Consider the following 19,671-nt stretch of genomic DNA (forward strand, 5'->3'; position numbering starts at 1 on the left):
ACCACCCGTACGCAGTAGCCAAGGGCCGTGGGGGCAGGCGGCAGGCAGGTCGTAGCCCCAGGTCAGCCGATCCTCGCGTCCCGGACGGCGGGACGGTCCGGGTGGGCGGGCCGGACCCGGTGGCCGAGCGGCTGGTGATCCACGGGACGGACGCCACCGCCCCGGTGAAGACCCGGTCCGCCTCGCGGGCCGTCCTGATGACGGTCCCTGCGCCGCGCCCCGCGCTCAGGCCGGTGTCGGCTCCCCCGTGCGGGCCATCTCCGCCATCATGCGGACGGCCTCGGGCTCGGGGGTGGTGGGCGGGATGAGCAGGAGGTCCCAGCGGCCGTTGCCGGAGGAGACCAGGCAGATGGTGTCCGGGCCGGGGCGGCCGGTGGTTCTGCGGAGGCGGACGACATGGCCGGCGACGAGGGTGTGGGAGGGGAGAGCGGACCAGGCCGCGCCGTTCACCGTGGCGTGGGTGATCCGGGGCCAGTCGAAGGGCAACGCGGTCAGCAGCTCCGGGAGTTCGGCCAGCAGGTCGGTCGAGTGCGGCCACCAGAGACCGTCCAGGTGCCGGGCCGTACCGGTGTGCGGGGCGATGGCCAGGCGGGCGACGGGGGGCGGCGCGTGGTGCGGGGCGTGGGCTGGGTGGGGAGGGTCCCCGGCGGTGGTCATGCGGTGCTCCTGAGCCGGCGGGCCGCCACCCGGTCGGGGTCGGGCCAGCGCACGTCCCGGACCCAGCCGAGGCGTTCGAAGAGCCGGATGACGGCGGCGGACACATCGAGCTGGCCACGGTCCACACCGTGCCGGGCGCAGGTCGGGTCGGCGTGGTGCAGGTTGTGCCAGCTCTCGCCGAACGACAGCAGGGCCAGCGGCCACAGGTTGGTCGCCCGGTCGTGGCGCCGGGTGCGGAAGGGGCGGTCGCCGATGAGATGGCAGAGCGAATTGACGCTCCAGGTGACGTGGTGCAGCAGCGCGATCCGGATGAACCCCGCCCACAGCAGGGCGGTCAGCGCGGTGACCCAGGAGCCGCCGAGCGCCCAGCCCAGCGCGAACGGCAGGCCGAGCGTGAGCAGACAGAGCACGGGGAACGCACGGTCCACCGCGCGGATCCCCGGGTCGGCGAGCAGATCGGGGGCGAAGCGGCGGTGCGAGGTGGGGTCGTCGCCGAACAGCCAGCCGATGTGCGAGTGGACCAGTCCGCGCAGCTGACCGCGGAGGCTGGTGCCGTAGCGGTAGGGCGAGTGCGGATCGCCGGGGCGGTCGGTGTAGGCGTGGTGGCGGCGATGGGTGGCGACCCAGTCGATGACATCGCCCTGGAAGCTGAGCGAGCCGGCGAGGGCGAGCGCGACGCGCAGCGCGGGGGCCGCCGTATAACTGCCGTGGGTCAGGCCGCGGTGGAAGCCGACGGTGACGCCCAGGCCGCTGATGACATAGAAGACGGCCAGGAGGACGAGGTCGGTGAGGTGGACGACGCTGCCCCAGAGGAGGGGGATCGCGACGGCCAGGCCGACGAACGGGGCGACGACGATGATGCCGGTCACCGTGACATACATCCGCCGTCCGCTGGTCGGCGGGGACTCGGTGCCGCTGTCAGGGAAGGGGGAGGTCCCGTCGTAGTCCTGGGCCGACGGGGTGGTGCGGGCGGTGGACGTCACAGGTCGTTTCCCGCCTTGCCGGAGGGCGGCGGTGGGCCGGCCGCGGGCGTCTCGGGGCGGGCCTCGTCGTGCGGCCGCTTGTGCCTCCGCTGCCGTACGGACTGCTTCCAGTCCGCGTACCGATGGGTGGGCATCCGCCCGGTCCCCTGGGCATTGACCCGGGCGATGAACAGGGCCCCCAGCGCCACCAGCGCCAGCAGCACGACCACGGTCCACAGAGTCTGCATGGTGTTCACCTCACTCGGGCGGGCCGCGGAAAGCCGGCGCGCCCGGTGTTGTGGTCCCCGAGTCCCTTGGTGTCTTCACGGTACCCCGCACCGGCCCGGCAAATCCCCTTATAAGAGGTGATAGCCGGGCACTCTCCGTTGGGTGGCCGCGGCCAGGCAATTTCTACACAGGTGTAGACGCCTCCTCGCCACGGCCGTGCGCCTCGCCGCCCCGGAGAGGAGGCCGGAGAGGGGCGGCGCCGACGGCGGCCGCCCTCCCCGCCCGGAGGTGCTGGCCTCAGACGTTGACGCCGAAGTCCGCCGCGATGCCCGCCAGACCGGACGCATAGCCCTGGCCCACCGCGCGGAACTTCCACTCGGCGCCGTGCCGGTAGAGCTCGCCGAAGACCATCGCGGTCTCGGCCGAGGCGTCCTCGCTCAGGTCGTAGCGGGCCAGCTCCACCCCGTCCGCCTGGTTGACGACGCGGATGAACGCATTGCGGACCTGGCCGAAACTCTGCCCCCGGCCCTCCGCCTCATGGATCGAGACCGGGAAGACGATCTTTGCGATCTCGGCGGGCACTTCCGACAGCGTGACGTCGATGGACTCGTCGTCCCCCTCGCCCTCGCCGGTCAGGTTGTCGCCGGTGTGCCGCACCGAGCCGTCGGGGCTGGTGAGGTTGTTGTAGAAGACGAAGTGCGCGTCCGAGGCGACCTTGCCCGCCTCGGTGCACAGCAGCGCGCTGGCGTCCAGGTCATAGTCCGCGCCCGTGGTCGTACGGACGTCCCAGCCGAGGCCGACCGTGACCGCGGTCAGTCCGGGTGCTTCCTTCGACAAGGAGACATTGCCGCCCTTGCCCAGCGAGACTCCCATGGCTTCCCTCCAGGTGTTGCCTGCATTCCGGGTGAAGCCTCGAAAACTACAGGAGTGTAGAAGTACAGCGACGGGGATCGACGGGGCCGGCTACAGGCCGGACGAACCACCGTCCGGATCCGGCCACTCAGTAAGATGCCCGGACGTCCCGGGCGGCGGGACACCCGGCGCGACGGGAGGCGACGACACAGTGGGCGGGAAGTCCTTCGGGAAGGCGCCGGGCGGTGGGGAAACCCCTGGGCGGGGGGAGTTCGGCGGCTCCGGACGGGAGCGCGCCCGCCGGCGCGGACAGGGCCAGCTGGAGGCCCAGGTGCTGGCCGCGCTGCACGAGGCATCGGGCCCGGCCACCGCCGCCTGGGTGCAGGAGCGGCTCGGCGGCGACCTGGCGTACACGACCGTGATGACGATCCTGTCCCGGCTGCATGCAAAGCAGGCCGTCACCCGTGAGCGGTCCGGCCGCGCCTACGTCTGGACCCCGGCCGCCGACGAGGCCGGTCTCGCGGCGCTGCGGATGCGCCGTGTACTGGACGGCGAACCGGACCGGGACGCCGTACTGACCAGCTTTGTCTCCACGCTCTCCGCACACGACGGGCAGTTGCTGCGCGCCCTCCTCGACCGCGCCACGGCCGACGCCCCGGCCACGGCCGACGGGCCCGTCACGGCGGACGGCCCGGCGCCCGCCGGCGACCCGGCCGCTGAGTCCGGCACGGACCGCCGGCGCTGACCCCGGCGGCCCTGGCGGCTCCGGTCGCCGCGGCGGACACGACCGCCTCCGGGCTCTCCGCGCTCTCCGCGCTCAACCCAGCGGTTGCGCTGTTCGTCGTTCTCAAGGCGGCAATGCCGCTCTGAGTGCACACTGATCCTTGACCTCGCCGGGCCGGATACGGCGCACCGCACGGCGAACGCTCCACACCAGGCAACTTCTACAACGCTGTAGAACTTCCCGGTAGAGTGCGCGCAAATGCGCAACAGGCGCGGTCGGAGGGGGAGATGGCGACGAGGTGCGGACTCCTGACCTGGGACTGCCCGCCTCCAGAGGCGGAGGTCCGATGGGTGTATCAGCCGGTGGAGGTCCAATACCCGGACGGCAGATGGCGGTTGGGCCGGATCAACGCCTGGTGGACGGACGGCGCGGGCGAGTTGTGGTGCCGGCTGCGCACCCTGCCCGGCGGCGCATGTCCGCAGTGGCTGCGTTACGACCCCGAGTCCATCCTGCTGCTGCCCAGCGCCGGTATCTGATCCGCCGCCCCCTGCCGACGCCGCCGGTCCCCCCGGCTGCCGGGGGCGTCCCCTCACTCGTACCGCACCACCCGCATCACCAGCATCAGAAGGACCAGAAGGGCCATCGGCGTGCATGACAGGCAGACGCACCAGCAGACGGCCCGACGGGGCGCCGACGGCGCACCCGGCTCGTCCTCTCCCGCCGGCGACGACTCCCGCGCGCCCGGCGGCTCCCGCGCGCCCGGCACCGGATCGCGCCGTAAATCCTCCGGCTCCGGCCGCCGCTCCGGAGGCGGCTCCCGTAAGGCAGGCGGAGCGGGCACACTGCGGATGACCCGCCGGGGCCGCATCCTCGCCTGGACCGGCGGTGTGCTCGGCGTCCTGCTGCTCGCCACGGCCGGCGTCGGTGCCTGGGTCTACCAGGAGTTGGACGGCAACATCCGCGGCGTGGACATCGGCGTCGACGGCGACCGGCCGGCCAACCTCAGCCCCGGTTCCAAGAACATCCTGGTCGTCGGCTCCGACAGCCGCGCGGGCGCCAACGCCAAGTACGGCAGGAACCTGAGCACCATGCAGTCGGACACGCTGATGGTGCTGCACATCGCCGCCAACCGTAAGTGGGCCACCGCGGTCTCCTTCCCCCGTGACTCCTGGGTGGAGATCCCCGCGTGCACCCGCGGCAACGGCTCGAAGTCGTCCCCGCACCACTTCAAGATCAACGAGGCGTTCTCGATCGGCGGGGACTCCGGGAGCATCACCAAGGCCGCGGCCTGCACCATCAAGACCGTCGAGAAGAACACCGGCCTGCGCATCGACCACTTCACCTCGGTCGACTTCCAGGGCTTCAAGGGAATGGTCAACGCCCTGGGCGGCATAGAGGTCTGCCCCAAGTACGCCATCCACGACAAGAAGGCCCACCTCGACATGGACGCGGGCTGCCAGAACGTCCGGGACGAGAAGGCGCTCGGCTACGTCCGCACCCGCTACAGCGTGGGCGACGGCTCCGACCTCGGCCGCATCGGCCGTCAGCAGGAATTCATGAAGGCGCTGGCCGCGAAGGCGCAGTCGAAGCTCACCAGCCCCGGCGAGCTCTACGACTTCCTCAAGTCGGCCACCAAGTCCATCACCACCGACAACGCCCTGGCCGGCCTCAAGCCGCTGTACGACCTGGCCGCGACGGTCCAGGAGGTCCCCAGCGACCGCCTCACCTTCCTGACCGTCCCCAACTACTCGCGCGAGGCCGATGTCCCCACCGACAAGGCCAATGTCGTCTGGCAATACCCGCAGGCCGGCGGGCTCTTCAGCGACCTCGCGCACGACCGGGAGGTCGGCGCCGCCGAGAAGAAGAAGCTCACCGAGGCCGCCAAGCACCCGGTGACCGCCCGTTCCGTGCAGGTCCGGGTGCTCAACGGAACCGGCACCCCCGGCCAGGCGGCGGCCGCCGCCGAGCAGCTGCGCAAGCTCGGCTTCACGGTCATCGCCACCGGCAACGCCCCGGCGGCGGACAAGACCACGCTCACCTACCCGGCCGCGCTCAAGGCCCAGAGCGCCGTCCTCGCCGGCCGCCTCCCCGGCACCAAGGCGACGCAGTCGGCCGACGCGGCACCGGGCGCGCTGACACTGACGATCGGGCCGGACTTCGCGGCGGGCAAGGGCTAGGGCAAGCGCCAGGGCCAGGGCAAGCGCCAGGAGCGTCTCCCCCTAGGGGAACGGCCGCTGACGCTTGCCGCCCGGCTGCCGGGAACGATGGCGCATCACCGCTTCGGTGTTCCCGCAGCGTGCCGTGCAGTACCGCCGTCGCCCGTTCCTGGACGTGTCCACATAGGCGCGGGAGCACTCGGGACGCAGACAGCGCCCGAGCCGTGCTCCCCCTTCCCAGCACAGGACGAAGGCAAGGCCACCGGCGGTGACCGCCTTGACCCTGGAGATCACGTCGGCCGAGTCGGGGACGAAGTGAAGATGGGGCTGGAGGCCGTCATGGGTGGTCACCCAGGGACGGATGGTCGCCGCCACCAGCAGGTCGTTCACGGCTGAGCACTGCTCGGCGGCATCGGTGGAACCGAAGACGCGGGCCAGTTGATCCCGCCAGTCTCGAAAGCCGTCCACATCGGCGTCGACGACTGCCGGGCGACGGATCTCGTGCGCCTCCAGCAGGCTTTGCACGCTCGCCGCGCTCATCTCGGGCAGATTGATCAAATCGGCCGACAGCACGGCCCCGAGACGGCCGTAGTGATTCTGCTTCACGTGACCTTCCCGGGCGTTACGGAACCCCACCGTCCGCGGTGTGGCGCTTTCCATCCGGGCTCACGTGGATGAGCTGGACGTCGGAGCAAACGATGAGCCATCCAGCGGTGTGGCACCACAGGTACCGCACCATTCCCTCGGACGTGGGGTGTTCCGATACCGGTCGGCAGGAGTCGAAGGACAGGCCGCATGCGGGACACCACCACGGTTCACACTGCACATCTGGGATTCGTGCCATGTCCGCCAGCGTGCGGTCATGGGTCAAATACATTCAACCATTACAGGAGCGGCGGGCGCCGGGCTCAGGCCCAGGCGGCAAAACGGGCGCATCGCGGCATCGCGGCATCGCCGGATCGCGGCATGCCGACCGGACGCCGGGCCGGGGGCTGCCGGACGGCGTCCCGTGTGCTGAGGCCCTCAGGCGCGCAGGCGCTCCACCGGGCGGGCCGTGTGCACCTCGATGTCGTGCGCGGCCCGCTGGAGCAGCTGGTGGCTGAGGTCCGACATCGCGCGGGCCACCGCCAGCTCGTCGCCGATGGCCGGGACGTTCTCATCGGCAGGATTGCAGCGGGCCGCTCCCTGGCCGACCATCTGCCCGCCTTCCTTGCCGCGCAGCCTGGCCTCGGCCCTGACCTCGCTGTCGGTCTCGGTGATGCTGATCTCGGCGTTCCATGTCTTCGTGGCAGTCACCGGAAGCCTCCTCGTCCGCCCCATGAGCAGCGCATGTACCGCCCCCACAAAAATCGTCGCACCGGCGCCCGCGGGTCGCACCTGGGGCTCACCACACCCTGATCCGGGGGATTTCCCCATGGTCCGGCCGCAACGGCGGCCATAGCCTCGTCATAGCGGGGGAGCAGGCGGGGCACGGGCCCTCACCTCGCCAACTACCGACCATTCACGGGGGAATTCATGCGTCAGCGGGTCCGCTTCATCGGGATCGTCGCGATGGCCGGCATCGGGGCGTGCGCCCTCAGCGCCTGTGGCTTACTGCCCGGGAAGACCTTCCAGGACGACGCCAAGGTGTCGAAGAAGATCACGTCCATCCGGCTGGACAGCGGCTCGGGGGGCCTCACGGTGCGCGGCGGCAAGGGCGGCGGCACGGCATCGGTCCACCGCGCGGTGTCGTACCACGGCGACCGTCCCGAGGGCGCCACCCACCGCGTCGAGGACGGTGTGCTGGTGCTCGCCGGCTGTGGCACGAACTGCACCGTGGACTACACGGTCGAGGTCCCGGCGGGCCTCCCGGTGAGCGGGGAGACCTCGTCCGGGGCGGTGGAACTGACCAAGGTGGGCCCGGTGAAGATGACCACCAGCTCAGGGGACATCCAGCTGGACGGCGTGGCCGGCGCGGTCGACGCCCGGACCAGCAACGGCCGGATCACCGGCCGCGGTCTGTCGGGCGCGCGCACCTCGGCCGAGACCTCCAACGGGGCGATCGACCTCACCCCCGCCACCGCGCAGAACGTCCGGGCGAGGACGTCCAACGGCGAGATCACGGTGCAGCTGCCGAAGGGCCCCTACCGGCTGTCCGCCGAGAGCGACAACGGCGAGAAGCACATAGGCATAGCCCAGGACCCGGCGGCCCGCTTCCATCTGGACCTGACCACCAGCAACGGGGACATCACCGCGAAGCCCGCCTGACGGACCGCGGCCTTCCGGGCGGGTGGTCGACCACCACGTCGGATAGCTGCCAGACCCGGGGCGCCGGGAGCGCTGGACTGGAGGGCACCGCTTTCGCTCGCCCACCAGGACGGAATCCATGTCACCCGCCACTCGTACGTCCGGCGCGGCCCTCTCCGGCTGCACCACCCCCGGGCCCTCCGCAGTCGCCGATGCCACGACCGAACCGGCCCGGTCGCCGTGGGACGGCCGGCTCGCCGTGCTCGCGGTGATGCTGGGGATCTTCTCGATCGTCACCACCGAAATCCTGCCGATCGGCCTGCTGACCGCCATCGGGGCCGACTTCGGCATCTCGGACGGCACCGCGGGGCTGATGATGACCACCCCCGGAGTCCTGGCCGCCCTCGCCGCTCCCACCGTCACCGTGGCCACCGCCCGGATCGACCGACGACTGATGCTGTGTGCCTTCGTTCTCCTGCTGGCGCTGGCGAATTTCCTCGCCGCGGCCGCCCCCGCCTATTGGCTGGTGTTGCTCTCCCGCATCATGGTGGGCATCACCATCGGCGGCTTCTGGTCGATCGGAGCGGGTCTGGCCGAGCGGCTGGTACGTCCGGAGGCGGTCGGCCGGGCCACCGCGGTGATCTTCTCCGCGGTGCCGCTGGGCTCCGTACTCGGGGTACCCGCCGGCACCTTCATCGGGGATCTCGCCGGCTGGCGGACCGCGTTCGTCGTCATGGGCGCCGTGGCCGTCGGGGTGTTCGTCCTGACGGCAGTGGTGACCCCCGCGCTGCCTGCCCGGCAGCCGACCCGGCCCCGGGTGCTGCGCGAGGTGTTGCGCCGTACCCCCACCCGCTTCGCGCTGTTGATGACTTTCCTCATCGTGCTGGCGCACTTCGGTGCCTACACCTATGTGACTCCGTTCCTGGAGCAGGTCACCCACCTGGCGTCCCCCGGCCTGGTCACCGTGTTCCTGCTGACGTACGGAGCCGCCGGGATCGCCGGCAACTTCCTGGGCGGCGCCACGGTGGCCCGCCTCCCCCGGGCCACCTTCGGGACCGCGGCGGCGCTGCTGGCCGCCGCCACCCTGCTGCTGCCCCTCCTGGGCCGGGGGGCGTGGGGTGCGCTGGCACTGCTGGTCGTCTGGGGGATCGCCTACGGCGCGGTACCGGTCTCGTCGCAGACCTGGTTCGTCAAGGCGGCCCCCGACGCCCCGGAGGCGGCCTCGGTGCTCTTCACCGCGTCGTTCCAGGCGACCATTTCGCTCGGCGCGTTGGCCGGCGGGGTCGCCCTGGACCACACCTCCCCCTCGACGGTCATGACGCTCGGCGGCGCGACCGCGGTCCTGGTGGCGCTGACCGCATGGCTGCACTTCGCCGGACGCCATGACTGGCAGAGAGGAAACGACTGAGCGGACGCGCAGGAGGGGGTGAGGCGGAGGTGGGCTGTGGGCCGCCGCAGCCGGTCGACCGGAGTCGAGAAGCTGCGGCCGGCCATCATGCCCGGCCGGCCGAGACCCCGGCCCGGCCCGCCCCGCCGCAGGTCAGTCCTCCCCCTCCAGCTCCCCTTCGGTCTCCAGGAATGCCTGGCGCAGGGCTGCCAGTGTCTCGGCGTCCGGCTTCTCCCACATTCCGCGGGATTCCGCCTCCAGGAGGCGTTCGGCGATTCCGTGCAGGGCCCAGGGGTTGGCCTCCTCCAGGAAGGCGCGGTTCTCGGGGTCGAGGACGTAGGTCTGGGCGAGCTTGTCGTACATCCAGTCGGCGACCACGCCCGTGGTGGCGTCGTAGCCGAACAAGTAGTCCACGGTGGCGGCGAGTTCGAAGGCGCCCTTGTAGCCGTGGCGGCGCATCGCCTCGATCCAGCGGGGGTTGACCACCCGGGCGCGGAAGACCCGGGAGGTCTCCTCGACCAGGGTGCGGGTGCGGACCGTCTCCGGGCGGGTGGAGTCACCGATGTACGCCTCGGGGGCCTTGCCCTTGAGCGCCTTGACGGTGGCGACCATGCCGCCGTGGTACTGGAAGTAGTCGTCGGAGTCCGCGATGTCGTGCTCGCGGGTGTCGGTGTTCTTGGCGGCGACCGCGATGCGCTTGTAGGCGGTCTCCATCTCGGAGCGGGCCGGCCTGCCCTCCAGTCCGCGGCCGTAGGCGTAGCCGCCCCAGACCGTGTAGACCTCGGCGAGGTCGGCGTCGGTGCGCCAGTCGCGGGAGTCGATCAGCTGGAGCAGGCCCGCACCGTACGTCCCCGGGCGGGAGCCGAAGATGCGCGTGGTGGCGCGGCGTTCGTCGCCGTGCTCGGCGAGGTCGGCCTGCGCGTGGGCGCGGACGTAGTTGTCCCCGGCCGGCTCGTCCAGGCCGGCGGCGAGCCGTACGGCGTCGTCGAGCAGGCCGATGACGTGCGGGAAGGCGTCCCGGAAGAAGCCGGAGATGCGCAGGGTGACGTCGATGCGGGGGCGGCCGAGTTCGGCGAGGGAGATGGGCTCCAGCCCGTTGACCCGGCGCGAGGCGTCGTCCCATACGGGGCGGACACCCAGCAGCGCCAGCGCCTCGGCCACATCGTCACCGGACGTCCGCATGGCGCTGGTGCCCCACAGCGACAGGCCGACGGACTGCGGCCAGTCGCCGTTGTCGTCGCGGTAGCGCGCCAGGAGGGAGTCGGCGAGGGCCTGGCCGGTCTCCCAGGCGAGGCGGGAGGGCACGGCCTTGGGGTCGACGGAGTAGAAGTTCCGGCCCGTCGGCAGGACGTTGACCAGGCCACGGAGTGGGGAACCGGACGGGCCCGCCGGGACGAAGCCGCCGTTGAGGGCGTGCACGGCGTGGTCGATCTCGTCGGTGGTGGCGGCGAGGCGCGGGACGACCTGACGGGCGGCGAAGTCGAGGATGTCGGCGACCGCGGCCGGGTGGCCGTCGGCGACACCGGCCACCGCCGCCGGGTCCCAGCCGGCGTCCTCCATCGCCTGCACCAGGGCGCGGGCGGTGGCCTCGGCCTCGTCGGCGGTCGTACGGGTGGCCGCGGACTCGTCCAGTCCGAGCGCCTCACGCAGACCGGGCAGGGCGGACGTACCGCCCCAGATCTGGCGGGCGCGGAGGATGGAGAGGACGAGGTTGACGCGGGCCTCACCGTCCGGGGCACCGCCCAGGACGTGCAGTCCGTCGCGGATCTGGGCGTCCTTGACCTCGCACAGCCAGCCGTCGACGTGCAGCAGGAAGTCGTCGAAGCCGTCGTCGTCGGGGCGTTCGTCCATCCCCAGGTCGTGGTCGAGCTTGGCGGCCTGGATCAGCGTCCAGATCTGGGCGCGGATCGCGGGCAGCTTGGCCGGGTCCATCGAGGAGATGGCCGCGTACTCGTCGAGGAGCTGCTCCAGGCGCGCGATGTCGCCGTAGGACTCGGCGCGGGCCATCGGCGGAACGAGGTGGTCGACGAGGGTGGCGTGCACCCGGCGCTTGGCCTGGGTGCCCTCGCCGGGGTCGTTGACCAGGAAGGGGTAGATCAGCGGCAGATCACCGAGGGCGGCGTCGGGGCCGCAGGCCGCGGACAGGCCCGCGTTCTTGCCGGGCAGCCACTCCAGGTTGCCGTGCTTGCCCAGGTGGACCATGGCGTCCGCGCCGAAGCCGCCGTCGTCGGCGGAGGCCGCGATCCAGCGGTACGCCGCCAAGTAGTGGTGCGAGGGCGGCAGATCGGGGTCGTGGTAGATCGCGATCGGGTTCTCGCCGAAGCCGCGCGGCGGCTGGATGAGGATCAGGAGATTGCCGCGGCGCAGGGCGGCCAGCACGATGTCGCCGTCGGGGTTCCGGCTGCGGTCGACGAACATCTCGCCGGGCGGCGGCCCCCAGTGCTCCTCGACGGAGTCCCGGAGTTGCTGCGGCAGCGTGGCGTACCAGCGCTTGTAGTCGGCGGCCGGGATACGGACCGGGTTGCGGGCGAGCTGCTCCTCGGTGAGCCACTCCTGGTCGTGGCCGCCGGCGTCGATGAGGGCGTAGATCAGCTCGTCGCCGTCGCCGGACTCCAGGCCCGGGACCGGCTCGGCACTCTCGTCGCCGAAGTCGTAGCCGTCCGCCCGGAGACGGCGCAGCAGCGCCACGGCGCTGGCCGGGGTGTCCAGGCCGACCGCGTTGCCGATACGGGAGTGCTTGGTGGGGTAGGCGGACAGCACCAGCGCGAGGCGCTTCTGCGCGGCCGGGATGTGGCGCAGCCGGGCGTGGCGGACGGCGATCCCGGCGACCCGGGCGGCGCGCTCGGGGTCGGCGACGTAGACCGGCAGACCGTCCTCGTCGACCTCCTTGAAGGAGAACGGGACGGTGATCAGCCGGCCGTCGAACTCGGGGACCGCGATCTGCGAGGCGGCGTCCAGCGGCGACAGCCCCTCGTCGTTCTCCTCCCAGGCGCTGCGCGGCCCTGTCAGGCACAGGGCCTGCAGGATCGGCACGTCCAGGGCGGCCAGTGCGCCCGCGTCCCAGGATTCGTCGTCGCCGCCGGCGGAGGCCTCGGCGGGCTTGCTGCCGCCCGCCGCGAGGACCGTGGTGACCAGGGCGTCGGCGGACCCCAGCGCCTCGATCAACTCCGGTTCGGGGGCGCGGAGGGAGGCCACGAACAGCGGCCGGGCGCGCCCGCCCGCCGCCTCGATCTGCTCGCACAGGGTCCGGACGAAAGCGGTGTTACCGCTCATGTGGTGCGCGCGGTAGTAGAGCACGGCGACCAGCGGGCCGCTCGCGTTGCGCCCTTCCCAGTCCAGCGGGCCCCAGGACGGGGCGGGCTCCGGCGGCTCGAAGCCGTGGCCGGTCAGCAGCACCGTGTCGGAGAGGAAGCGGGCGAGCTGGTCGAGGTTGGCGGGACCGCCGTGCGCGAGGTAGGCGTGCGCCTCGGCCGCGATACCGACCGGGACCGTGGACTGCTCCATGAGCTGGGCGTCGGGGGCCTGTTCACCGGTGAGCACGACGACCGGCCGGTGCTGGTCCTCGGCGAGCAGCACCTCCAGGCCCTCCTCCCAGGCCCGGATGCCGCCGAGGAGGCGTACGACGACGAGGTCGGTGCCCTCCAGCAGCGCGGGGAGTTCGGCGACGTCGAGGCGGGCGGGGTTGGCGAGCCGGTACGGCACGGGACCCGTGGCCGCGCGGGCGCTGAGCAGGTCGGTGTCGGAGGTCGACAGCAGCAGAAGCATGCGAGCGCAGGCCTTCCTCGGGGTATCCGCGCCCCGGGTGGTCGTATGGACGGCGGGAGTTCCTGGCTCACCCGGCAGTTGCCGGGTTCACAGTGGCGGGACCGCGCCGGATTCTCACCGGGCTTCCTCCCTTGGGCCGTAAGACCCTGCGCCGTCGCTGGCGTCGATGGGCCAGCCGACCCACCGACCTGCATAGTAAGGGCTGTGGACGGGGGAGGTAAGCGGGCCTCCGGACCGGCCGCGGCGGGACGGGGGGCGCGCGCCTCCGTACCCGGATCCGGACCGGGAGCTTGGCCGGATCCGGCCCCGATGAGCCACCCGCCTCCGTGGGTATGCTCGCGGCCATGCCGCCCTCCCCCTCGATACGGCCCCAAGGTGCCGAACCGCCCATACGGGACCGCGGTGACGCCTGCCCGGGAGCGCTGCGGCTGCACTCCGCCGCCGATGGCCACCTCGCCCGAGTGCGGCTGCCCGCCGGAGACTTGACGGTGCGTCAGGCCGAGGCGCTGGCCGACGCAGCGGACCGGCTCGGCGACGGCCACCTCTCGCTCACCTCCCGCGGCAACGCGGAACTCCGCGGCCTGGCGGACGGCTGCGGCGGCCGGCTCGCCGCCCTGCTGCGCGACGCCGGCCTGCTGCCCTCCGAGCGCCACGAACGCGTCCGCAACATCCTCGCCTCGCCGCTGGCCGGACTCGACCGGCACACCCCTTCTGACGTGCGGTTGTGGGCCCGTGAGCTGGACGGACTGCTCTGCGCGAGCGAGTCCGCGACCGCGCTGTCGGGCCGATTCCTCTTCGTCCTGGACGACGGACGGGGCGATGTGGCGGCACTCGGCGGGGATGTGAGCTTGGTCGCAGAACGGGGCGGGGCCGGGTCCGGGGATCTGTCCGGGGCCGGGTGCCCGGCCGAGGCCGGGGGTACCGCGCTGCTGCGGGTCGGCGACGATCCGGCGGCGCTGCGGATCGCCGGTCCGGACGCCCCGCGGGCCGCCCTCACCGCCGCCGAGGCCTTCCTGACCGCCGCCGCGGCGAGCGGCAGCGGCGCCTGGCGGGTACGTGAACTCCCGGACGGACACGGCCTGACGGCCCGGGCCGTCGCGGAGCGACTGCGCGCGGCGGGCATCGGGTGCGCGGAGGTGGCCGGGGAGGTGGCTGCGGCGGTGGCCGGGGCCGGGGACGTGACCGGTACCCCCGACGCGACCGGGGCGCCCGCACCCGCCTCCGCGCCGTGCGCCGAGTCCGTCCCGTTCACCGGGTCCGTCCCGTACGCCGGATCCGCCCCGCCCCCCGCCTCCGTCCCGTACGCCGACTCCTCCGCCCCCGGCGTCATCGAGGGCACCGACGGCGCCCGTGCGCTCTCCGTCCTCGCGCCGCTGGGGCGGCTGTCGGTCGCCCAGTGGCGTCTGCTGACCGCCGTCGCCGCCGAGGACGGTGCCGGCGCGCTCCGCCTCACCCCCTGGCGCGGCGTCGTCATCCCCGGGCTGTCCGCCGACACGGCGGCTCCCCGCCTGCGCGAACTGTCCGCCGCCGGACTGATCACCGACCCGGACTCCCCCTGGCACCGCGTCGGCGCCTGCACCGGCCGCCCCGGCTGCGCCAAGTCCCGTACCGATGTACGGGCCGACGCGACGGCCGCCGTCACCGCGGGCACCCCTGTCCCCGGCGAGCCAGGACCGCAGCCCGCCGCCCTGCGCCGGCTCCCCGTGTACTGGTCCGGCTGCGAACGCCGCTGCGGCCACCCGCACGGCGCCTGGGTCGATGTGCTGGCGACGGCGGAGGGCTACCGCGTCTCCGTAGTACAGCCGCAGAGCGCACCCGTCCCGCACCCCGCACCGGCGGCACCCTCCGCAGCTCCCTGCCCCGCCACCTCATGAACCGCCCCGACCCGCAGCTCCCTGCCCCACCACCTCATGAACCACCCCCGACCCACAGCGCCATGCCCCACCTCCAGAACCGCCCCGTACCCGACAACCCCGAGGCCACAGTGACCGCGTTCGACTACGAGAAGGACGGGGCGACGATCTACCGCCAGTCCTTCGCCACCATCCGCGCCGAGGCGGACCTCGACGGCTTGCCCGCCGACGTCAGCCGGGTCGCGGTCCGGATGATCCACGCCTGCGGCATGGTCGACCTGGTACGCGATCTGGCCTTCACCCCCGAGGTGGTGGCCCGCGCCCGCGAGGCGCTGCGCGCCGGTGCGCCGATCCTCTGCGACGCCAACATGGTCGCCAGCGGCGTCACCAGGAAGCGGCTGCCGGCCGGCAACGACGTCCTGTGCACCCTCACCGACCCCTCGGTCCCGGACCTCGCCGCCAAGATGGGGACGACCCGCAGCGCCGCCGCCCTGGAGCTGTGGCGGGACCGGATGGAAGGCGCCGTGGTCGCGTTCGGCAACGCCCCCACAGCCCTCTTCCGGTTCCTCGAAATGATCGAGGAAGGCGCGCCCCGCCCCGCCGCCGTCATCGGCATACCCGTCGGCTTCATCGGCGCCGCGGAGTCCAAGGACGCGCTGATCGCCCACCCGTCGGAGCTGGACCACATCGTGGTGCGCGGGCGCCGGGGCGGCAGCGCCATGGCCGCGGCCGCGATCAACGCCATGGCAAGCGAGGAAGAGTAAGCGTGAGCGAGCAGCAGCTGACCGGTCGCCTCTACGGTGTGGGCCTCGGCCCCGGCGACCCGTCCCTCATGACGGTCCGGGCGGTCCAGGTCATCGCCGGGGCGGACGTCATCGCCTACCACAGCGCCCGGCACGGACGCTCCATCGCGCGCTCCATCGCCGCCGAGCACCTCCGCGCCGACCACATCGAGGAAGCGCTGATCTACCCGGTCACCACCGAGTCGACCGACCACCCCGGCGGCTACCGGGGCGCGCTGGACGAGTTCTACGAGTCCGCGGCGGCCCGCCTCGCCGTCCATCTCGACGCCGGCCGCACCGTCGCCGTCATCTCCGAGGGCGACCCGCTCTTCTACGGCTCCTACCAGCACATGCACAAGCGGCTGGCCCACCGCTATCCGACCGAGGTCATCCCCGGCGTCACCTCCGTCAGCGCCGCCGCGGCCCGCCTCGGCAAGCCGCTGGCCGAGGCCGACGAGGTCCTGACGATCCTCCCCGGCACGCTCCCGGAGGAGGAGCTGACCGCCCGTCTGGCCTCGACCGACACGGCCGTCGTCATGAAGCTGGGCCGCACCTTCCCCACCGTCCGCCGCGCCATGGAACGCTCCGGCCGCCTCCCGGAGGCCCACTACGTCGAGCGCGCCACGATGACCGGCGAACGTACGGAGAAGCTGGCGGACATCGACGCGGAGACGGTCCCCTACTTCTCCGTCAGCGTCGTACCGAGCCGCATCGCGGACCTGCCGCCCGGTACGGCTACGTCCACGGAAACGGCCACGGAGACGGCCACGACTACGGAGACGGCCACGGCCACGGCCACGGCCACGGCCACGGCAGGCGAACCGTCCGGCCCCGGCGAGGTCGTGGTCGTCGGCACCGGCCCGGCCGGGCCGCTCTGGCTGACGCCCGAATCCCGCGGCGCCCTGGCCGCCGCCGAGGACCTCGTCGGCTACACCACCTACCTGGACCGCGTCCCGCTGCGCCCCGGCCAGCGCCGCCACGCCTCCGACAACAAGGTCGAGTCCGAACGCGCCGAACTCGCCCTCGACCTGGCCCGGCGCGGCCGCAAGGTGGCCGTGGTCTCCGGCGGCGACCCGGGCATCTTCGCGATGGCCACCGCCGTCCTGGAGGTCGCCTGCCAGGCCCCCTACCGCGCCATCCCCGTACGGGTCCTCCCGGGCGTCACCGCCGCCAACGCGGCCGCCGCCCGCGCCGGCGCGCCCCTCGGCCACGACTACGCGGTCATCTCCCTCTCCGACCGCCTCAAGCCCTGGGAGGTCATCGCCGAACGCCTGCACGCGGCGGCCGGCGCCGACCTGGCCCTCGCCCTCTACAACCCCGGCTCCCGAAGCCGCACCTGGCAGGTCGGCAAGGCCCGCGAACTCCTCCTGGAACACCGGGCCCCCGACACCCCCGTCATCCTCGCCCGCGACATCGGCGGCCCCGAGGAGTCGGTCCGCACCGTCCACCTCGCCGACCTCGACCCGCACCAGGTCGACATGCGGACGCTCCTGGTCGTCGGCTCGTCCCAGACCCAGGCGGCACGGCGCGAGGACGGAACCGAGGTCGTGTGGACGCCGCGGAGGTATCCGGAGGGGTAGCGGCTACGACGATGGCTTGTGATGCTGACTGTTCAGCAAAGCCACAAGCCATCGTCATACGCGGGGGACGTCGACTCGGCGTTATTTGGACCAGTAGGAATCATGGACGTCCGGCGAAACATCCCGCCCACCACCAGACCCCTTGGGGAATTCATCCCCTTCTTCTCCCGTTACTGCACCGCCACTGTATCCCGGATATTTGGCGGATGGACTGGAGGCGTCAAAATATACATTCCCTGGCGCACCCACAGAAAATCTGATGGAAAAACCGTCGGGTGTCACACCGGTGAAGGAAGGCTCCTTGGCGTTCACATCGCCGATTTTGTATCCTGCCGCCTCCCAATGCTTTTCTACTGCACCATAGAGAATTTTGACCATACCCTTCGATACTTCATTCCGTACGTATCGGGTTCTGGATACAGTCACCGCTCCATTCGATCTGCCCAGGATGTCGTCTTGCCCGGATGTCTCCGCGGGCCCGTCACGCCACTTGAGCCGAGGGTGCACTCCAGCGAAAGTCTCATCAAGCAGCGCATTGATTCGCTTGCTGGCTTGATATACGTCCATGGCTGGTTCGGGATCACTCCCCGGAACAGAACAGCCACTCAGGCTACACGCAGCAAGAGAGAACACAGCGACAGTCGCAAGAATACATACCGGCCGCTTCTTGCCGATCACCGCTTCTCCTCCGCAGCAACGCTATCTGTTCGCCCCGCCACGATTTTACCGATGTTGGACAATGACGGACCACCCTCCTCCTTAAAGTAATTCGAATGAGAGCTTACGAGGTTGCCGTCTGCAACGCTGAATCGACGCCCGCCGAATTCCTCACTTGCCGGATCCTGGCCGAAATGCAGTTCGTGCGGATCGACGAGATGTCCGGCGATACCAAAGTTACGTTCCCACTCGGATGGAGTGTGAGTGACCGGGTCGTTCTCGGCCGACCCCACCCATACATGATCTGCCCCAACCCCAAGTTGCTCAGCTCTCTGCGCCCCGGTCCCTGGACTCCCCACGAGGACGATGTCGTCCGCAGGGATTCCGCCCTCGCGCTGGGCCGCCTGCCCCACCGTAAACGACCCATAACTGTGCCCAATGGCCGTTACATGCGGCCGGTCACCCTGATGAGTCGCCTGGATTCCTTCCAGGAATTGGCCGTAGGCCACGCCACCTTGCTTGCCCCGCTCTTCGCCCGTAATTGAAAGATCGCTTTCGCTGTATCTGTCCGGGCCGGCCTGCGGAGCGTCATATCCTAGCCAGACAATGGAGGCCGTTTCCTTACTTCCATCTGCACCCTTGGCGGAATCCCAGACATTCCGGGCGCGGTCCCCGTCTTCTCCCCCGACGTCCTTGAGCTGAGTATTGAGCCCAGGCACATAGGCGGCGACATTGTCTGCCGTATCGGGATTTCCGTAGGACAGGATCGCCCGCCCCTGGCCTTCTGGCCCGATGCCGAGCAGTAGCGGTTCCGGCTCCTTCCCGGCGTCCCTCTCCAGGCGGGTTCTGATCAACGCGAAGCCCGCATGCTGACGTGCCACGCCCGCCGGCATCTGCGTGCCCGGTGGATACATGTCGATCAGCCGGTCGAGGTTGACCCGATTCGCCTTGTCGCGAGTCTTTGCGGGGATTCCGTCGAGATTTCCGATGACGCTCGGGTTCAGCGCCATCTGCTCCTCCCGCTCCTCCTTGCTCAGACCGTTCCACCAGTCCCGGACCTTTTTCGGGTCCGTGCCTTTCGTGGGAGTTGATTCGAGCCCGACGGCCACTCCCGCAATCTTGGAAATGTCCGAGGCATCCCGCTGTGACTCCAGGCCGCTCACGGCAAGCCCTCGGCCGACCCGAAGCCTCGTGAGGGCGATTCGATAGCGGGCGTCTATCTCCTGGGCACTCCGCAGGGCAGCGAATATGTCTTCCTCAAGGGTGCGCCGCTCATGCTCCTTCTCCGGTATCCCCGCGTCCGGGTCTCCGGTGGGGATGTCCCCCTCATCGGCGTACAGGACCTCACCCGTCGGCGCCACCCGGTACCCCTTCCGGGTGGCTGCGTCCAATGCCTGATGGAGAACCTTCTGCTGTGCCCGGAGTTCGGTGATGGCACCGTCCAGGGTCGTCTGGATCAGTGCACATTCCTCGCCGCCGAACTGAAAATTATCGCTCAGCCTACGGAGGCGCTTGTGTGCGGCAGTTGCCGCTTCCCCCGACCAGCCATGAGCCAGTGGCCGGCGCATATGGGCATCCACTCGGTCGTTGTAGCCACCGAGCCGACGCGCTGTCTGCGCCCATTCATCTTTGGCGCTTTCCAACGCGGAAAAACGGAGGTTCTGAAGGTCTCGCAAGGTCAGAGTCATCGGGCCTCATCCAAAGGGGCTGACATGACGGGCAGCACTCTGCGCTGCAGGACGGACAGAGACAGAACTCCCGGCAGGCCGAGTGAACGACCGGGCGGTTCCCTCTTCGTTCTTCTCATAGTTGTCCGCTGAGGCTTTGAGAGAGCGCGCGACC

General features: G+C 71.2%; 17 protein-coding genes and 1 riboswitch. Of the genes, 8 read left to right on the top strand and 9 right to left on the bottom strand.

Translation table 11 applies throughout. The annotated features are described in order from the left end of the window. Nucleotides 1–225 precede the first annotated feature (225 nt). The 4 genes from NUT86_RS20345 to NUT86_RS20360 all read right to left on the bottom strand — a co-directional run bounded on the left by NUT86_RS20345 (nt 226) and on the right by NUT86_RS20360 (nt 2,720). Nucleotides 226–657, bottom strand: a complete 432-nt coding sequence (locus NUT86_RS20345) for a DUF5994 family protein (protein ID WP_018092313.1) — start codon at nt 655–657, stop codon at nt 226–228. Continuing rightward, nucleotides 654–1,640 carry an acyl-CoA desaturase gene (locus NUT86_RS20350; protein ID WP_159487506.1) on the bottom strand — a complete coding sequence of 329 codons (987 nt, stop codon included), beginning with the start codon at nt 1,638–1,640 and terminating at the stop codon, nt 654–656. The genes NUT86_RS20345 and NUT86_RS20350 overlap by 4 nt, the downstream gene beginning before the upstream one ends. After that, entirely contained in the window at nt 1,637–1,867 is a 231-nt protein-coding gene (locus NUT86_RS20355) for a hypothetical protein (RefSeq protein ID WP_229838132.1), read from the bottom strand. Before NUT86_RS20355 ends, NUT86_RS20350 begins: the two co-directional genes overlap by 4 nt. A gap of 277 nt (nt 1,868–2,144) precedes the next feature. Beyond that, nucleotides 2,145–2,720: a TerD family protein gene (locus tag NUT86_RS20360; RefSeq protein WP_266438353.1), complete on the bottom strand. Its 576-nt coding sequence runs from the start codon at nt 2,718–2,720 to the stop codon at nt 2,145–2,147. 190 nt (nt 2,721–2,910) lie between these two features. Between NUT86_RS20360 and NUT86_RS20365 the strand changes: the two genes are divergently transcribed. The 3 genes from NUT86_RS20365 (at nt 2,911) to NUT86_RS20375 (ending at nt 5,600) form a co-directional block, all read left to right on the top strand. Next, nucleotides 2,911–3,444, top strand: a complete 534-nt coding sequence (locus tag NUT86_RS20365) for a BlaI/MecI/CopY family transcriptional regulator (protein WP_274736866.1) — start codon at nt 2,911–2,913, stop codon at nt 3,442–3,444. Nucleotides 3,445–3,773: 329 nt separating this feature from the next. Next, nucleotides 3,774–3,959: a hypothetical protein gene (locus tag NUT86_RS20370; protein ID WP_018092308.1), complete on the top strand. Its 186-nt coding sequence runs from the start codon at nt 3,774–3,776 to the stop codon at nt 3,957–3,959. Nucleotides 3,960–4,271: 312 nt separating this feature from the next. Continuing rightward, entirely contained in the window at nt 4,272–5,600 is a 1,329-nt protein-coding gene (locus NUT86_RS20375) for an LCP family protein (RefSeq protein WP_266438806.1), read from the top strand. Nucleotides 5,601–5,642: 42 nt separating this feature from the next. Here the strand turns inward: NUT86_RS20375 and NUT86_RS20380 are convergent, their stop codons facing one another. Then, the gene (locus tag NUT86_RS20380; protein ID WP_018092781.1) at nt 5,643–6,185 is read right to left on the bottom strand and encodes a CGNR zinc finger domain-containing protein; all 543 of its coding nucleotides are present in this window, start codon (nt 6,183–6,185) and stop codon (nt 5,643–5,645) included. A 417-nt stretch (nt 6,186–6,602) separates the two neighbouring features. Then, nucleotides 6,603–6,875 carry a DUF1876 domain-containing protein gene (locus NUT86_RS20385; protein ID WP_018092780.1) on the bottom strand — a complete coding sequence of 91 codons (273 nt, stop codon included), beginning with the start codon at nt 6,873–6,875 and terminating at the stop codon, nt 6,603–6,605. 219 nt (nt 6,876–7,094) lie between these two features. On the opposite strand from NUT86_RS20385, the gene NUT86_RS20390 reads away from it, so the two are divergent. Together NUT86_RS20390 and NUT86_RS20395 are read left to right on the top strand one after the other, a co-directional pair. Then, nucleotides 7,095–7,826 (top strand): DUF4097 family beta strand repeat-containing protein, encoded by a 732-nt coding sequence (locus tag NUT86_RS20390; protein WP_159487504.1) that lies wholly within the window; start codon nt 7,095–7,097, stop codon nt 7,824–7,826. Nucleotides 7,827–7,944: 118 nt separating this feature from the next. Further along, nucleotides 7,945–9,213: an MFS transporter gene (locus NUT86_RS20395; protein ID WP_446750774.1), complete on the top strand. Its 1,269-nt coding sequence runs from the start codon at nt 7,945–7,947 to the stop codon at nt 9,211–9,213. A 132-nt stretch (nt 9,214–9,345) separates the two neighbouring features. Here the strand turns inward: NUT86_RS20395 and cobN are convergent, their stop codons facing one another. Beyond that, complete coding sequence (gene cobN / locus NUT86_RS20400) at nt 9,346–12,957, bottom strand: cobaltochelatase subunit CobN (RefSeq protein ID WP_274736871.1); 3,612 nt, start codon at nt 12,955–12,957, stop codon at nt 9,346–9,348. A 34-nt stretch (nt 12,958–12,991) separates the two neighbouring features. Beyond that, nucleotides 12,992–13,152: riboswitch (cobalamin riboswitch) on the bottom strand. 137 nt (nt 13,153–13,289) lie between these two features. Here cobN and cobG point away from each other — a divergent pair. The 3 genes from cobG to NUT86_RS20415 all read left to right on the top strand — a co-directional run bounded on the left by cobG (nt 13,290) and on the right by NUT86_RS20415 (nt 17,172). Then, the gene (gene cobG / locus NUT86_RS20405; protein WP_446750828.1) at nt 13,290–14,831 is read left to right on the top strand and encodes a precorrin-3B synthase; all 1,542 of its coding nucleotides are present in this window, start codon (nt 13,290–13,292) and stop codon (nt 14,829–14,831) included. Nucleotides 14,832–14,941: 110 nt separating this feature from the next. Further along, entirely contained in the window at nt 14,942–15,574 is a 633-nt protein-coding gene (locus NUT86_RS20410; protein WP_026170198.1) for a precorrin-8X methylmutase, read from the top strand. A 2-nt stretch (nt 15,575–15,576) separates the two neighbouring features. Further along, entirely contained in the window at nt 15,577–17,172 is a 1,596-nt protein-coding gene (locus NUT86_RS20415; protein WP_274736875.1) for a precorrin-2 C(20)-methyltransferase, read from the top strand. 81 nt (nt 17,173–17,253) lie between these two features. Here the strand turns inward: NUT86_RS20415 and NUT86_RS20420 are convergent, their stop codons facing one another. Together NUT86_RS20420 and NUT86_RS20425 are read right to left on the bottom strand one after the other, a co-directional pair. Then, entirely contained in the window at nt 17,254–17,850 is a 597-nt protein-coding gene (locus NUT86_RS20420) for a hypothetical protein (protein WP_274736877.1), read from the bottom strand. Then, nucleotides 17,847–19,517, bottom strand: a complete 1,671-nt coding sequence (locus tag NUT86_RS20425; protein ID WP_274736879.1) for an alpha/beta hydrolase — start codon at nt 19,515–19,517, stop codon at nt 17,847–17,849. The genes NUT86_RS20420 and NUT86_RS20425 overlap by 4 nt, the downstream gene beginning before the upstream one ends. Nucleotides 19,518–19,671: the final 154 nt, after the last annotated feature.

It is taken from the genome of Streptomyces sp. G7(2002), assembly GCF_028870195.1.
Lineage (GTDB): Bacteria > Actinomycetota > Actinomycetes > Streptomycetales > Streptomycetaceae > Streptomyces > Streptomyces nigrescens.

Excerpts from the sequence above, each read along its gene's own strand:
- NUT86_RS20345 (WP_018092313.1), bottom strand. The coding sequence starts at position 657 with ATGACCACCGCCGGGGACCCTCCCCACCCAGCCCACGCCCCGCACCAC.
- NUT86_RS20355 (WP_229838132.1), bottom strand. The coding sequence starts at position 1,867 with ATGCAGACTCTGTGGACCGTGGTCGTGCTGCTGGCGCTGGTGGCGCTG.
- NUT86_RS20360 (WP_266438353.1), bottom strand. The coding sequence starts at position 2,720 with ATGGGAGTCTCGCTGGGCAAGGGCGGCAATGTCTCCTTGTCGAAGGAA.
- NUT86_RS20375 (WP_266438806.1), top strand. The coding sequence starts at position 4,272 with ATGACCCGCCGGGGCCGCATCCTCGCCTGGACCGGCGGTGTGCTCGGC.
- NUT86_RS20390 (WP_159487504.1), top strand. The coding sequence starts at position 7,095 with ATGCGTCAGCGGGTCCGCTTCATCGGGATCGTCGCGATGGCCGGCATC.
- NUT86_RS20395 (WP_446750774.1), top strand. The coding sequence starts at position 7,945 with ATGTCACCCGCCACTCGTACGTCCGGCGCGGCCCTCTCCGGCTGCACC.
- cobN (WP_274736871.1), bottom strand. The coding sequence starts at position 12,957 with ATGCTTCTGCTGCTGTCGACCTCCGACACCGACCTGCTCAGCGCCCGC.
- cobG (WP_446750828.1), top strand. The coding sequence starts at position 13,290 with ATGCTCGCGGCCATGCCGCCCTCCCCCTCGATACGGCCCCAAGGTGCC.
- NUT86_RS20425 (WP_274736879.1), bottom strand. The coding sequence starts at position 19,517 with ATGACTCTGACCTTGCGAGACCTTCAGAACCTCCGTTTTTCCGCGTTG.